Raw genomic sequence first — 14,528 nt, forward strand, 5'->3', positions numbered from 1 at the left:
GGTCACGCGATTGTTATCTCGCTGTCAGCTACCGAGCTTTTTTTAACGGCGTTTTTTCAAGAATTCAAGCATGTCATTACTGACCCAGATTTTCGGTAGCCGCAACCAGCGGCTGCTCAAGCAATACCAAAAAACGGTACGCGAGATCAATGCGCTCGAGCCGGCCATCGAAAAGCTGTCGGATGCCGAGCTGCAAGCGAAAACGCCTGCCTTCAAGGAACGCATCGCCGCCGGCGAATCGCTCGATGCCTTGTTGCCGGAAGCGTTTGCCGTTTGCCGCGAGGCCAGCAAGCGCGTCCTGCGCATGCGCCATTTCGATGTGCAGATGATCGGCGGCATGGTTTTGCATTTCGGCAAGATCGCGGAGATGGGCACGGGCGAAGGCAAGACCCTGATGGCAACCTTGCCAGCCTACCTGAACGCCTTGTCGGGCAAGGGCGTGCATATCGTCACCGTCAATGATTACCTGGCGCAGCGCGATGCCGAGACCATGGGCCGCCTGTATGCGTGGCTGGGCCTGTCGACGGGCGTGAACATGTCGCAGATGGAGCACAGCGCCAAGCAGCAGGCGTACAACTCCGACATCACATATGGCACGAACAATGAATTCGGTTTCGACTTCTTGCGCGACAACATGGTCTACGAAGCGCGCGAGCGCGTGCAGCGCAGCCTGAACTTCGGCATCGTCGATGAAGTCGACTCGATCCTGATCGATGAAGCGCGTACGCCGCTGATCATTTCGGGCCAGGCCGAGAACCATACGGACCTGTATCACAAGATCAATGCAGTGCCTGCGCGCCTGACCCTGCAGATCGGCGAAGAAACGCCGGACGGCAAGGGCAAGGTCGAAGTGCCGGGCGACTACACCAAGGATGAAAAAGCGCACCAGGTGCTACTGACGGAAGCGGGCCATGAAAAGGCCGAAGGCATCCTGATGGAAATGGGCCTGCTGCCGGAAGGCGCGTCGTTGTACGATTCGGCCAACATCACCCTCGTGCACCACCTGTATGCGGCCCTGCGCGCGCATGCGCTGTACTTCAAGGATCAGCACTATGTGGTGCAGAACAATGAAGTGGTGATCGTCGATGAATTCACGGGCCGTCTGATGACGGGCCGCCGCTGGTCCGATGGCTTGCACCAGGCCGTCGAAGCGAAAGAAGGCGTCAAAATCCAGAACGAGAACCAGACCCTGGCCTCGATCACCTTCCAGAACTACTTCCGCATGTACGCCAAGCTGGCCGGCATGACCGGTACAGCCGATACCGAAGCGTACGAATTCCAGGAAATCTACGGTCTGGAAACGGTCGTGATCCCGCAAAACCGTCCGCTGCAGCGCAAGGACCGCCAGGATCAGGTCTACAAGTCGATCGGCGGAAAAATACAACGCGATGTTGAACGACATCCGCGACTGCTACGAGCGCGGCCAGCCCGTACTGGTCGGCACGACCTCGATCGAGAACTCGGAACTGCTGTCGGGCATCCTGACCAAGGCCGGTTTGCCGCATAACGTGCTGAACGCGAAGCAGCATGCGCGCGAAGCGGAAATCATCGCCCAGGCAGGCCGTCCGAAAGCCATCACCATCGCCACCAACATGGCCGGTCGCGGTACGGACATCGTGCTGGGCGGCAACGTCGAAAACCAGATCAAGTTCATCGAAGCCAATCCTGAACTGAGCGATGCCGACAAGGCCGCCCAGTCTCAGACCTTGCGCGATGAATGGCAGTCGCTGCACGACCACGTGGTCAATGCGGGCGGCTTGCACATCATCGGCACCGAACGCCACGAATCGCGCCGCGTCGACAATCAGCTGCGTGGCCGTGCCGGCCGCCAGGGCGATCCCGGTTCGTCGCGCTTCTACCTGTCGCTCGACGACGCGCTGCTGCTGCGCATCTTCGCCGGCGACCGCGTGCGCGCCGTGATGGACCGCCTGAAAATGCCGGAAGGCGAACCGATCGAGGCAGGCATCGTCTCGCGTTCGATCGAATCAGCCCAGCGCAAGGTGGAAGCGCGCAACTTCGATATCCGCAAGCAATTGCTGGAATACGATGACGTCGCCAACGACCAGCGCAAGGTCATCTACCAGCAGCGCAATGAGCTGCTGGAAACGACCGACATCTCGGACATGATCGCTTCCTTGCGCCACGGCGTGTTCACCGACCTGGTGCACGAGTACGTGCCGCACGAATCGGTGGAAGAGCAGTGGGATATCAAGGGCCTGGAAAATACCCTGGCCAGCGAATGGCAACTCGATTTGCCGCTGCATGAAATGCTGGAAGCCGATTCGACCTTGACGGACGAAGAGATCCTGGAAAAAGTGCTGGCCGCGGCCGATGCCGTGTACCAGTCGAAGATCGACATCGTCGGCAAGGAATCGTTCAACGGCTTCGAGCGCAATGTCATGCTGCAAAGCGTGGACAGCCACTGGCGCGAACACCTGGCGGCGCTCGACCACCTGCGCCAGGGTATTCACCTGCGCGGTTATGCGCAGAAGAACCCGAAACAGGAATACAAGCGCGAAGCGTTTGAACTGTTTGGCCAGATGCTCGACATGATCAAGAACGACGTCACGAAACACGTGATGACGGTACGCATCCAGTCGCGCGAAGAAGTCGATGCGGCCGAACAGGCGATGCAGCAGTCGCACGTGGAAAACGTGCACTACCAGCACGCCGAATTCGACCCGAACGCGGCGCCGGAAGAGCTGCTGGCGCCTGTCGCCGGCACTAATATGGACAACGTCGACGACATGAGCGTGAGCATGGGCGTCAAAGTGGGCCGCAACGACCCATGCCCTTGCGGCAGCGGCAAGAAGTACAAGGCTTGCCACGGCAAGCTGGCGTAAAGCCTGTTTGACCGCCTGAACAAGAACGGAGACTGCGGTCTCCGTTTTTTTTCGGCTGTACGTGGCCGGCGGCTCAGGGAAAGGCCCAGTATTGCGGCGCCTGCGAGGGAATGCCTTTCAAGCCGCCGCGGTTTTTTGCCCGCTGGCCCGTCTTGATCATGGTGGCGATGTCGGTCAGCAGGACGCGGTTGCTGGCGAAGTAATCGTGGCCCATGAAATTCATGATGACGGCCGAGGCATCGATGATTTCCATGCCGGGGATGCTGACGACGGGACCGCGGATGTCGCCTATCCTGTCCCAGTCGGCAAAATTGTAGGAAGCCCGCATGGCCTTGTCGTTCGCGGACGCGTACAGGGTGGCGGGAAGCTTGAGGCTGGCAAAACGGGGAGCGATCTGCTCGCGGAAGATATCGGCATTGATGTCCGGCGCCGCCAGCACCACCTGCTTGAACAGGGGCCGCAGCTCGGGACGCTTTTCCAGCAGGTTGGCCATGGCCACGGACATCGGGCGGTTGCCCATGCTGTGGGCGATGATGTAGATATCCGTGGCGGAAGAGTGCTCCGCGAAGTCGGCCAGGAAGGCTTGCAGGTGTGCCTGCGTCCATTCGGCGGCATTTTCATCGAACTCATAGCCGGCCAAGGTGCCTTTCGACGGCCAGCTGTAGAACACGGGCAGGGCGCCGATATCGAGGTCGACCGCCATCTGCGCCGTGCGCCGGGCGGCGTCGTCAAATGAGTTGCTGTAGCCATGGATGTAGATGAGGGCGGCGTGCCGTTCCGGGGCGGCCTGTATCCTGGCCTTGACGGTGGCGAGAAAATCCGTGCGCGACAGGCGCGTGCTTCCCTTGATCAGCACATATTTTTGCGCATTGTCGCCGGACAGGATGGCGTACCAGGGCGGCAACGGCAACTCGCCCGGCGCTCTTTTCTCCGGGATGCTCACGACGACGCTGCCGTAACTCAGGTAGGGCGCCACACGGTTGGGCTGCCAGCCATAATTGTGGCTGCCGGGCTGGTATTGCCGGTCGGTGGCGTAATACACGGTGACGTGCACGGCGCCGGGCGGCGGCGCATCGTTGCCGTACCTCGGCGTGCCGCCGCTGCCCGTGCTGCCGACCAGATTGCCGAGGTTGCCGAGCAGGCCGCCCGTGCCCGACCATGCGCTGCTCCACGGACTGGTGGGTGCTGGCCACGGTACCTTGGGAGGCGGCGGAACTGCAGCCGCTGGGTGCGCTTCAGAGGCCTGTCCGATCGAGTCGTCGCCTATGTGCTGCGTCGCGCCATCTGGCACCGTACAAGCCGTCAACCACGCCAGCAGACAAAACAGGCATAACAGGTGCAACAGGCATGACCGACCCGCATCGCTGCGCTGCATCCGGTTTGACTGGCCCTGCACCATGACACCCTCCCTGGACGGCGCGATTGCAAGTCTCGCCATCGTCCATTCCCATACCTTAGCCCCGCCAGGCAGGCAGCGTTTTGATAAATCGCAAGCCTGGCCACGCTGGCGGCCCCTCTCGCCGCAGCCGGGGCCGTCGCGACTATTCCTTTGCCGCATGTTCACCCGCGCCGCGAAGGCGCTACAATAGCGCTTCCCTTTTCCCTCGCAGAAGAAATCACCATGGCCGTCAATTCCCCCAAGCCCGTCGCCGCCGACTTGAAAGCCGTCGCCGGCATTGAAATCGGTGTTGCCGAAGCCGGCATCAAGAAACCCAACCGCAAGGATTTGCTGGTATTGAAACTGGCGCCGACGGCCACCGTGGCCGGCGTGTTCACCCTGAACCGCTTCTGCGCCGCGCCCGTGCAAATCTCGAAAGCCAACCTGGCGGCAGTGACGGCCGGCGCCGCGCCGATCCGCGCGTTGCTGGTCAACACGGGCAACGCGAATGCGGGCACGGGCGAATCGGGCCTGGCCGATGCGCAGGCCAGCTGCGCCGCGCTGGCCGAGCTGCTGGGCTGCACGCCGCAGCAAATCCTGCCGTTTTCCACCGGTGTGATCCTGGAACCCTTGCCCGTGCAGCGCCTGGTGGCCGGCTTGCCGCAAGCCGTGGCCGCGTTGACGCCTGATAACTGGTTTTCGGCCGCGGAAGCCATCATGACCACTGACACGCAGCCGAAAGCGGGCTCGCGCACCGTCACCATCGGCGGCCATGCGGTCACCCTGACGGGCATCAGCAAGGGCGCCGGCATGATCAAGCCGAACATGGCCACCATGCTGGGTTTCCTCGCATTCGACGCCACCGTGGCCCAGCCCGTGCTGGACCAGCTGGTGAAACAGGCGGCCGACAAGTCGTTCAACTGCATCACCATCGACGGCGATACGTCCACGAATGACTCGTTCATGCTGGTGGCCACGGGTGCCGGCAGCCTGGTCATCGATTCCATCGACTCGCCGCACTACGCGGAACTGGCCGCTGCCGTCACCGAACTGTCTACTTTTCTCGCGCAAGCCATCGTGCGCGACGGCGAAGGCGCCACCAAGTTCATGACTGTGACCGTGGAAGACGGCCGCAACGTGGAAGAATGCCGCAAGATCGCCTATTCCATCGCCCATTCGCCTTTGGTGAAAACGGCCTTCTTCGCCTCCGACCCGAACCTGGGCCGTATCCTGGCCGCCATCGGCTATGCGGGCGTGGACGACCTTGACGTGGGTCAATTGAATTTGTACCTGGACGACGTGTGGGTGGCCAAGAACGGCGGCCGCAACCCCGATTACCAGGAACAGGATGGCCAGCGCGTGATGCAGCAAAGCGAAATCACCATCCGCGTGAAACTGGCGCGCGGCGATGCGACGGCTACCCTGTGGACGTGCGACTTGTCGCATGACTACGTGTCGATCAACGCCGACTACCGCTCATGACCGCCCTCGATCAATTCCTGATCCGCGCCGAGCGGGTACTGGCGCGCCTGGAGTCGATCTTGCCGCCGGCCTTGCCGGCGACCGACTGGAACAGCTTTGCCTTCCGCTGGCGCCGGCGCCAGGGCGCCGCCAGCCATCTGCAGGCGGTGGCCCATGTGTCGAACACATCGCGTTGGATGACTTGCACAACATCGGCACGCAAAAGGCGCAGATCGAGCAAAACACGCGCCAGTTCGTCGCCAGTCGTCCCGCCAACAACGTGCTGCTGACGGGCGCGCGCGGCACGGGCAAGTCGTCGCTGATCAAGGCCTGCCTGAACCAGTTCGCCGGCCAGGGCTTGCGCCTGATCGAAGTGGATAAAGCAGATCTTGCCGACTTGCCCGACATCGTCGACCTTGTGGCGGCGCGCCCCGAGCGCTTCATCATCTTTTGCGACGACCTGTCGTTCGAAGAGGGCGAAAGCGGCTACAAGGCGCTGAAAGTGGCGCTCGACGGCAGCATCGCCGCGCAATCGGACAATGTGCTGATCTACGCCACCTCGAACCGCCGTCACCTGATGCCGGAACGCATGTCAGACAACACCAGCTACAAGACGGACGACGATGGCGATTTGCATCCGGGCGAGACGGTGGAAGAGAAAATCTCGCTGTCCGAGCGCTTCGGCCTGTGGCTGTCGTTCTATCCGTTCAAGCAGGATGACTACCTCGATATCGCGGCCCACTGGCTGGCCTCGTTCGGCTGCACGCCGGAGCAGATCGGGCAAGCGCGCGGCGATGCCCTGCGCTGGGCCTTGCAGCGCGGTTCCCGTTCGGGCCGTGTCGCCTGGCAATTTGCGCGCGATTATGCTGGGAAACTACCTGCGGGAAAGTTGCCGCAATGAGCGAAGTGAAAGTGACACCGGTGGACGTCGCCGTCGGCATCCTCATGAAGCCGAACGGCGACGTGCTGCTGGGCCAGCGCCCGGCCGGCAAGCCGTATGATGGCTATTGGGAATTTCCTGGCGGTAAAGTCGAACCGGGCGAAGCCATTTTGGATGCCTTGAAACGCGAGTTTGTCGAGGAGCTGGGTTTATACATCGACAGCGCCGAGGCCTGGTGCGGCGTCGAATATGTGTATCCGCACGCCCATGTGCGCCTGCATTTCTATATCAGCCGCGAATGGCGGGGCGAGCCGCAAAGCCTGGAAGGGCAGGCGTTCGCCTGGCAGGGCACGGTCGGCGTGGAACCCTTGCTGCCGGCCACCATTCCTCTGCTGGAATGGCTCGACGAGGTACGCCGGGAATCGCTGGCTGCCTGAGCATGACTTGCGCCGGTATGCCGCCCCTGTGCTGCGCTGGCGCAAGCCTGTTTCGTCCTTCCCTTGCATCGCCGGTGTTTTGCGCTACAGTGCTCTCATGACGCACTGGGGGAACTCGCATGGCGCTGACCCTGACCTTCACCGATACGGATGAATTGCTGCTCGCGGCGCTGCATAAGCGTGCGCGCGCCCATGGGCGCAGCATCGAGGAAGAGCACCGCGACATCCTGCGCAGCGCCCTGCGGCCGTTGCCGAAGCGGCCGCTCGACGACATCTTGCGCGCCATGCCGGACGTGGGACTCGACACGGATTTCGAACGCCGCTCCTGACGCGCCATGCCCGGCTACCTGCTTGATACGGATGTGATCGTTCCGCGCGGGAAAGGCAGCGCTGCGCCGGCGGGCGTGACCGCCTTTTTCGAGCGTACCGCCCCGGAAGAGCGTTACGTGCCGGTGCAAGTGATCGCCGAGTTGCGCGCAGGCATACAGTGCAGCTGGCGGCGCGAAGCGGCGCTGGAAGCACTGGCGCTCGAGGGCTGGCTGGAAGCTGTGCTGGCAGAGTATGCGCCCCGCCTGCTGGAATTCGATCTCGATTGCGCGCTCGTGTGCGCCCGCCTGCATGCTGGCCGCAGCCAAGTGCCGGGCGTGGACAGGCAGATTGCGGCGATGGGCATCGCCTATGGCTTGACGGTGGTCAGTGGACGGCTTGGTAGCTTCTTGACGCAGGGGCTGCGCCTGGAAAATCCGTTTAATTGAAGCTAATTGCGGCTTACTGCGGCTTGTTGTCTTCGTCCGCCAATGGATCTTCGAACGGATCGGCGGCGGGGATCGTGTATTTCTCTTCGGCCCAGGCACCCAGGTCGATCTGCTTGCAGCGTTCCGAGCAGAAGGGGCGGAATTTGTTGGCTTCAGTCCATTCGACTTTGGCGGCACAGGTAGGGCAGTTAACGACGGTCATGGCGATTACAGTTAAAAATTACAGAGCGTGAGCTCGAATGGTACATCGTCTTCCAGCGGCTTGGGTTTCAAGTCGCCGCCCTGGGTGGTGAAGCGCACCCACAGCATATATTTATTGGCGGAAATTTCCGGGATGGCGCCGCTGTTTTCATCCAGGCTCAGGCGCAGCATCTGGTACACCTTGCCTTGCAGCATTTGCTGGTAGCTGCCGCCATTGGCGATCAGTTTCACGGGGCCGCCGGAATCGCGCAGCAGGCGCAAGACGAGGGCCAGCGCATCGAACAGCGGTGCCAGCGGGGCGAACCAGGCGTGGATATCGGCCAGGCGCTGCTCGCAGCTGCGTTTTTGCCAGGCAAAGTAGGACGGCAAGTCGAATTCGCAGGCGCCGCCCGGGATGATGGTGCGGCCGCGGATGCTCATCAGCCATTCATTGTCGCGGATATTCTGGCCCGTCTTGCCTTGCGCCGCCACCAGGGCGCCGCTGACGCTGTCGAGTTCACCGAGGATGGCATCGAGGGTTTCCGGTTCTACATTCGGATTGCTGCGGTAGCCCAGCAGGCTCTGGCGCTGGCGCTCGAGTTCCTGCAGCAGGTCGGACTTCAGGTCGGCGCGGCCCGCCACTTCGAGCATGTCGAAAATGGTTGCCAAGGCAACATGGTGCTGCATTGCATGCTCTTGCTGGATGAAGAACTTGAATTTGTCGTACAGGTCTTCCAGCCGCAACAAGGTACGTATGCGTTCGTTGAAAGGGTATTCGTAGACAATCAAAATAATTCCCTTAAGTAAGGACCTGCAAACAATCCCGTGATTTTGAACCAAGCGTCGACAAATTACAAACGTTGCGACCCGATTCCAGCCATTCTTTTTGAAAATGCCAGATATAAATCGTGCAACTGGGCAATCTGCGGCGCCAGGTCAGCCAAATCGCCATTATTGTCGATCACATCGTCCGCCGCCGCGAGGCGCATGGCGCGCGTGGCCTGCGTGGAAATGATGGCCTTGACTTGTTCTTCCGATAAGCCATTGCGCGCCATCACACGCGATATTTGTAAACTTTCCTCGCAATCGATGACCAGCACGCGGTTGACCCGTTCCACCCAACCGCCGGACTCGACCAGCAGGGGCACGGCAAAGATCACATAGCTGCCCGTTGCTGCGGCGGCGGCCTCCAGGGTCGCCTGGCGGATGCGCGGGTGCAGGATGGCTTCCAGTCTGGCCTTGGCGGCGGCGTCGGAAAACACGAGGTTGCGCATTTTGGTGCGGTCGAGGGCGCCGCGCGCGTCCGCATAGTCGGGGCCGAATTCCGCCACCAGGGCCGGCATGGCCGCGCCATGCGGCGCCGTCAGGCTGTGGGCGATCTGGTCGGTATCGACGATGGAGGCGCCGCGCGCGGCAAACAGGTCGGCCACCGTGCTCTTGCCGCAGCCGATGCCGCCGGTGAGTCCGATGCTGAAATAGGGGGCGTTGTGTAATTGCATGTGTGTATCCATAAGGGGCCGGTCAGCCGGTCAGGCCCAGCGTGAGCCGCGACAGGGGCGTGCCGTACAGCAGCGCGATCAGGCCCGCCGCCGCCAGGTAGGGGCCGAAGGGAATCGGTTTGTCGCGCCCCCGCTTGGCAAACACGATCAGGCCGATGCCGACCACGGCGCCCACCAGCGACGACAACAATATGATCGTCGGCAACATGGTCCAGCCCAGCCACGCACCTAGCGCCGCCAGCAATTTGAAGTCACCATAGCCCATTCCCTCCTTGCCTGTCGCCAGCTTGAAGGCCCAGTACACGGCCCACAGGGCCAGGTAGCCGGCGGCCGCGCCGATGACGGCGTCCTGCAGCGGCACGAAGGTGCCGTTGATATTGACCAGCAAGCCCGCCCACAGCAGAGGGAAGGTGAGGTCGTCCGGCAGCATTTGCGTATCGGCATCGATGAAGGTCATGGCGATCAGCAGCCAGGCAAACACCAGCGTTGCCAGGCCCGTCCAGCCGCTGCCGAAGTGCCAGATCAAGAGGGCCGACAGCGTGCCCGTCAGCAGTTCCACCAGCGGATAGCGCGCGGAGATCGGCGCCTTGCAGGCGCTGCATTTGCCACGCAGCAGCAGGTAGCTGAGGACGGGGATGTTTTCCATGGCCGTGATGCGGTGGCCGCAGGCGGTGCAGTTCGAGTGCGGCAGCATCAGGTTGTAGCGGTCCGTGTGCGGCAGGGGCAAGCCGCTTTCCTCCGCCACGTAGTTATCGGAGTCGCGCTGCATCATTTTTGGCACGCGGTGGATCACCACATTCAGAAAACTGCCGACGATCAGGCCGAACAGGGCGGCGACGAGGGCGACGGGAAGATTGCCGGGCGCGGCGAACAGCAGGGTATCTTGCAGCATGGTGAACTTGTCTGAGGGGATGAATGTTGCCGCGCAAACATTGCCTGGCACTGCAGCAGTGTAAAACATCCGCTGGCGCATGGGGACGTTTTGCGTCGACATGTCTTCAAATCACGGCGCCCAGCTTGAAAATCGGCAAATACAAGGCGATCACGAGGGAGCCGACCAGCACGCCCAGCACCACCATCAGCGCCGGCTCCAGCAGCGTGGCAAGGGTGGCCACGGTGGCATCGATATCGGCCTCGATGATATCTGCCGCGCGCGACAGCATGGCGTCGAGCGCGCCCGATTCCTCGCCGATCAGGGCCAGCTGCGTCAGCAGCGGGGGAAATACGCCGCTGTGCTCCATGGCCAGGGCCAGGCTGCCGCCGGCGCGGATTTCCCGTTCGATGCTTGTCGTCGCTTCCTGGTACAGCGCGTGGCCGGTAGCGGCGCCCACCAGGCCGAGCGAATCGAGCAGCGGCACGCCGGCGGCGAACATGGCAGCCAGGGTGCGCGTCCAGCGGGCGATCGCCGCTTTGCGCTGGAGCGGGCCGAACACGGGCAGGCGCAGTGCCCGCAGTTGCGTGTTGCGCCGCCAGGCGGGCCAGCGGCGCCAGGCCAGGTGCAGCAGCACGCAAGCGAGCACGAGCGCCGCCAACAAAGCCAGCCAGTAATGGACCAGGAAGGCGGACGCGCCCATGACGAGCAGGGTAGGCAGCGGCAACGGTGCGCCGAAGCTGTCGAAGACCTGGCGAAAGGCGGGCACGACCACGCTCATGATGATGGCCGTGACGACGATGGCGACGAGCACGATGACCAGCGGATACATCAGCGCGCCGCGCACCTTCCGCCGCAGGGCGATGGCCTTTTCCTGGTGCGTGGCCAGGCGCGCCAGCAAGTCCTGCACGATGCCGGCCTGTTCGCCTGCCGCCAGCAGCTTGCAATACAGCTCGTCAAACAGCAGCGGGAACTGGCGGAACGCCTGCTGCAGGCTGCTGCCCGCTTCGATGTCGTGGCGCAAGTCGCGCATCAGCTCGGTGACGGCCGGTTTGGCGTGGCCCTTGCCGGCGATGTCGAAGGCGTGCAGCAGCGGCACGCCGGCCGCCATCATGGTCGACAGCTGGCGTGTGAACAGGGCGATATCCTTGCGCGTGATGGCCTTGCCCGGCGCGCTGCGCGCAGCCCGCACACGGGTGGCCAGGATGCCCTGGCGGCGTAGCGCGAGCGTCGCCGCGCCGGCATCGGCGGCGCGCAAGACGCCTTCGGCCGCCTTGCCATGGCGATCCGTGCCCTTCCATGCAAAGCGCCGCTCGGCCGCCATGTGCACCTCCTGCCGTCACGGTAGCAGCGTCAGGCAAGAGTACCAGCCGTACTGGCGGCAAGCTTGATGTGGCTCAGTCTTTTGTGGTTTGCACTTCCGTCTGTACAACGGCCTGGGCTTTCACGTCGGCCGCATCGTCCTCGTCGCTGTCCGTGCCCTTGCTGATGCTTTCGCCATCGTCGCGGCGCAGGGTCCAGAAGGTCAGCGAGGACAGCACCGTCAGGGCGGCCAGGGTGAGGAAGGCGTGGTGCAGTGCCGTGCTGAGCATGGCGCGGTCCGACTGCGGCATGTCGCCCAGGTACCAGCCCGTGATCAGCGAACCGAAGGCGAGGCCAAAGCTCATCGACAGTTGCTGCATCGAGCTGGCGATGGTGCTGGCCATGCTGGAATCGGCCTTGTCGACGTCGGCATACGCGATGGTATTCATGCTGGAAAATTGCAGCGAATTGAAAAAGCCCAGGCACAGGCTGATGGCGACGATCACATACAGGGGCGTGCCCGCGCCCACCTGCGAAAACATGGCGATGGTAATGCCGATCAGCACGGTGTTGACGATCAGCACCTGGCGGTAGCCGAAGCGGGCCAGCACGCGCGCGGAAATGAATTTCATGCCCATGGCGGCGGCGGCCGACGGCATCATCAGCAATCCCGATTGCCAGGCGGGCAAGCCCAGGCCCAGCTGGTACAGCAGCGGCAACAGGAAGGGCAGGCCGCCCACGCCCAGGCGCGTGACAAAGCCGCCCACCACCGAGACGCGGAAAGTGCGGATCTTAAAAAGGGCCAGGCGCAGCAGCGGGTGCAGCACTTCGCTCGAATGCCAGGCATACGCAGCCAGCAGGCTGATGGAAATGAACAGCAGCACGGCAAACGAAGTACCGTCGATGCGGTGTTCGCCGAAGATTTCCAGCAGCCACGACAGCAGCGCGATGCCCGTGCCGAACAGCACCAGGCCGATCAGGTCCAGCGGACGGGGCTTGTCGCCGTAATAGTCGGGCATGTAGCGGTGCGCCAGGTATAGCGCCGCCAGGCCGACAGGCACGTTGACGAAGAAAATCTCACGCCACGACAGCCAGTGGACGATCAGCCCGCCCACGGTAGGCCCCAGCAGGGGCCCGATCAGGGCGGGGATGATGACGAAATTCATGGCCGCCAGCAATTGTGACTTGGGAAAGGTGCGGATGATGGTGAGCCTGCCCACCGGCATCATCATGGCCGCGCCTACGCCCTGCAGCAGGCGCGCGGCCACCAGCATGGGCGCATTTACGGACAGGCCGCACAGGATGGAGGCGATGGTGAAGATGGCAACGGCGGCGGAAAACACGCGCCGCGTGCCGAAGCGGTCGGCCATCCAGCCGCTGATGGGGATACACACGGCCAGGCTCAGGATATAGCTGGTGACGACGGCCTTCAGGCTCAGCGGCGTCACGTTGAGGCTGGCGGCCATGGCGGGAATGGCGGTATTGACGATGGTGGAGTCGAGTTGCTCCATGAACAGGGCGGTGGCGACCACCCAAGGAAGGTAGCTTTTAATCGGGGAACTGGTCATGGATGCGAGCCTGAGGAGGTAAGACGGAGCCGACAGTACGATGAATTGTCACATAAATGGCGCAGGCTTGCCGCCCGCGCCGTTCATTCTGGCATCGAGTCGGGGGCAGAGTCCATGGAACATTTGTTCCATGGCAATAGATTACTGGCAAGGCTAGCATGTGTTTTCCGGCAGTTCCCGCCCCTCCTTCCCGAAAAGTCATGCCACATGAAAAATGCACTTACCTTCCTTGCTCTGAGCGCCGCCCTGTCCGCCTGCGGTGGCGGCGGCGATCACGCTGCACCGGAAGCGCCAGTCACGCCGCCCGTCGTGGTCACGCCCGTCGCCGATCCCGTGACGGTCGCCTCGCAAGCGGTCGCGGCCCAGGCTGGCCTGGCCGTGATCGCCGGCGCCAATGCGGACGAGACGGTGTATGACGTGGCGGCCGATATCGGGGACACGTGGCGCATCGCGTTCGACAGCGCAAAGAAAACCTACGCCATTCGCGTGCTGTCGACGCAATTCGGCTTGAGCGACCGCAGCGGCACGTTTACCGCGTCCACCAGCGGCAATCTCACCACCTATACGGCAACGGATTTCAGCGTCACCGTCGATGCGCGCACGCGCCTGCTGACAGGGACGGTGAAGCTGGGCAGCATGAATTCCAACGTCAGCGGCAGTGGCTATACCGCCACCGACGTGGCCAAGCTGGCCGGCAGCTATATCTTCCTGGGCGCCATGCGCAATGCCTCGAATGGTGGCGACCGCTTTAATCCGAAGGGCAGCCTCAAGGTGGCGGCCGATGGCAGCGCGCAACTGTGCAATGGCGGCGTGTTCAATGCGCAAGGCGTGTGCTCCGCGGTATCGCCGCAGCTGGAAGCGGAAAACGCCAGCCTGACCCTGGTCAAGGATGCAAAGAACGGTTTGCTCGTCGCCCGCCAGGGCCAGCAGGATTTCGGCATTGTCCACGTGCATGCCGGCGACCGGGGGCTGGCGCTGTTCATTGACCGCTACAGCCGCAACCAGCAGAACGTGCTGCGCGTGGGCACCATTGTCGCCGCCAAACAACAGAAGATCGGCACTGAAATCGCCGGCAGCTACGCCTGCTCGGCGCCGGGCATCAGCGCGAAGATCGAGGTTGCCGGCAGCACCGCGACCCTGACGAATAACACGAGCGGCAAGACGCATGCGGAAACCATCACCGTCAACAAGCTGGGCCTGGGCGCGCAGGCCGTCGATTTCGATGGCATCGCCGTGTTCAAGGACCCGGCTGACGTGCCGGCAGATTACTCGATGTTCATGCCGGTGTCGTCGAGCATGGCGGTCGAGTTCTCGACCGACCGCACGTACATGGGCACGTGCCTGAAAAAGTAAT

12 protein-coding genes and 2 pseudogenes are annotated in these 14,528 nt (G+C 62.8%); 7 read left to right on the forward strand and 7 right to left on the reverse strand.

Annotation, left to right across the window (positions count from 1 at the left end):
* The first annotated feature begins 70 nt into the window (after positions 1 to 70).
* Positions 71 to 2,843, forward strand: a pseudogene (gene secA, locus ACQVLG_RS12590) (preprotein translocase subunit SecA).
* A 73-nt stretch (positions 2,844 to 2,916) separates the two neighbouring features.
* Here secA and ACQVLG_RS12595 read toward each other — a convergent pair.
* Positions 2,917 to 4,281, reverse strand: a complete 1,365-nt coding sequence (locus ACQVLG_RS12595) for an alpha/beta hydrolase (protein ID WP_474294839.1) — start codon at positions 4,279 to 4,281, stop codon at positions 2,917 to 2,919.
* Positions 4,282 to 4,464: 183 nt separating this feature from the next.
* Here ACQVLG_RS12595 and argJ point away from each other — a divergent pair, with 183 nt between their 5' ends.
* From argJ to ACQVLG_RS12620, 5 genes and pseudogenes are all read left to right on the forward strand, one after another.
* Positions 4,465 to 5,703, forward strand: coding sequence for a bifunctional glutamate N-acetyltransferase/amino-acid acetyltransferase ArgJ (gene argJ, locus ACQVLG_RS12600; protein ID WP_230541469.1), 1,239 nt, complete (start codon positions 4,465 to 4,467; stop codon positions 5,701 to 5,703).
* Positions 5,700 to 6,583 (forward strand): annotated as a pseudogene (locus ACQVLG_RS12605) (ATP-binding protein). Before argJ ends, ACQVLG_RS12605 begins: the two are co-directional and overlap by 4 nt.
* Positions 6,580 to 6,999 (forward strand): NUDIX domain-containing protein, encoded by a 420-nt coding sequence (locus ACQVLG_RS12610; protein WP_230541467.1) that lies wholly within the window; start codon positions 6,580 to 6,582, stop codon positions 6,997 to 6,999. The pseudogene ACQVLG_RS12605 and the gene ACQVLG_RS12610 overlap by 4 nt, the downstream one beginning before the upstream one ends.
* A 119-nt stretch (positions 7,000 to 7,118) precedes the next feature.
* The gene (locus tag ACQVLG_RS12615; RefSeq protein ID WP_474294842.1) at positions 7,119 to 7,328 is read left to right on the forward strand and encodes a FitA-like ribbon-helix-helix domain-containing protein; all 210 of its coding nucleotides are present in this window, start codon (positions 7,119 to 7,121) and stop codon (positions 7,326 to 7,328) included.
* 6 nt (positions 7,329 to 7,334) lie between these two features.
* Positions 7,335 to 7,754 (forward strand): PIN domain-containing protein, encoded by a 420-nt coding sequence (locus ACQVLG_RS12620; RefSeq protein WP_474294844.1) that lies wholly within the window; start codon positions 7,335 to 7,337, stop codon positions 7,752 to 7,754.
* 13 nt (positions 7,755 to 7,767) lie between these two features.
* On the opposite strand, the gene yacG is transcribed toward ACQVLG_RS12620, so the two are convergent.
* The 6 genes from yacG to ACQVLG_RS12650 form a co-directional block, all read right to left on the reverse strand.
* Positions 7,768 to 7,956: a DNA gyrase inhibitor YacG gene (gene yacG / locus ACQVLG_RS12625; protein WP_101483945.1), complete on the reverse strand. Its 189-nt coding sequence runs from the start codon at positions 7,954 to 7,956 to the stop codon at positions 7,768 to 7,770.
* An 11-nt stretch (positions 7,957 to 7,967) separates the two neighbouring features.
* Positions 7,968 to 8,723: a cell division protein ZapD gene (gene zapD / locus ACQVLG_RS12630; protein WP_230541464.1), complete on the reverse strand. Its 756-nt coding sequence runs from the start codon at positions 8,721 to 8,723 to the stop codon at positions 7,968 to 7,970.
* Between the two features lie 62 nt (positions 8,724 to 8,785).
* On the reverse strand, positions 8,786 to 9,433 hold the full coding sequence (gene coaE / locus ACQVLG_RS12635) for a dephospho-CoA kinase (RefSeq protein WP_474294847.1): 648 nt from the start codon (positions 9,431 to 9,433) through the stop codon (positions 8,786 to 8,788).
* A gap of 22 nt (positions 9,434 to 9,455) precedes the next feature.
* The gene (locus ACQVLG_RS12640) at positions 9,456 to 10,325 is read right to left on the reverse strand and encodes a prepilin peptidase (RefSeq protein WP_474294849.1); all 870 of its coding nucleotides are present in this window, start codon (positions 10,323 to 10,325) and stop codon (positions 9,456 to 9,458) included.
* A gap of 106 nt (positions 10,326 to 10,431) precedes the next feature.
* Positions 10,432 to 11,628, reverse strand: coding sequence for a type II secretion system F family protein (locus tag ACQVLG_RS12645; RefSeq protein ID WP_474294851.1), 1,197 nt, complete (start codon positions 11,626 to 11,628; stop codon positions 10,432 to 10,434).
* Between the two features lie 73 nt (positions 11,629 to 11,701).
* Positions 11,702 to 13,174, reverse strand: a complete 1,473-nt coding sequence (locus ACQVLG_RS12650) for a DHA2 family efflux MFS transporter permease subunit (RefSeq protein WP_474294853.1) — start codon at positions 13,172 to 13,174, stop codon at positions 11,702 to 11,704.
* 207 nt (positions 13,175 to 13,381) lie between these two features.
* Between ACQVLG_RS12650 and ACQVLG_RS12655 the strand changes: the two genes are divergently transcribed.
* Positions 13,382 to 14,527 (forward strand): hypothetical protein, encoded by a 1,146-nt coding sequence (locus tag ACQVLG_RS12655; RefSeq protein ID WP_474294855.1) that lies wholly within the window; start codon positions 13,382 to 13,384, stop codon positions 14,525 to 14,527.
* The last annotated feature ends 1 nt before the right edge of the window (position 14,528 follow it).

The sequence above is a fragment of the Janthinobacterium sp. TPC_1 genome (assembly GCF_056037845.1).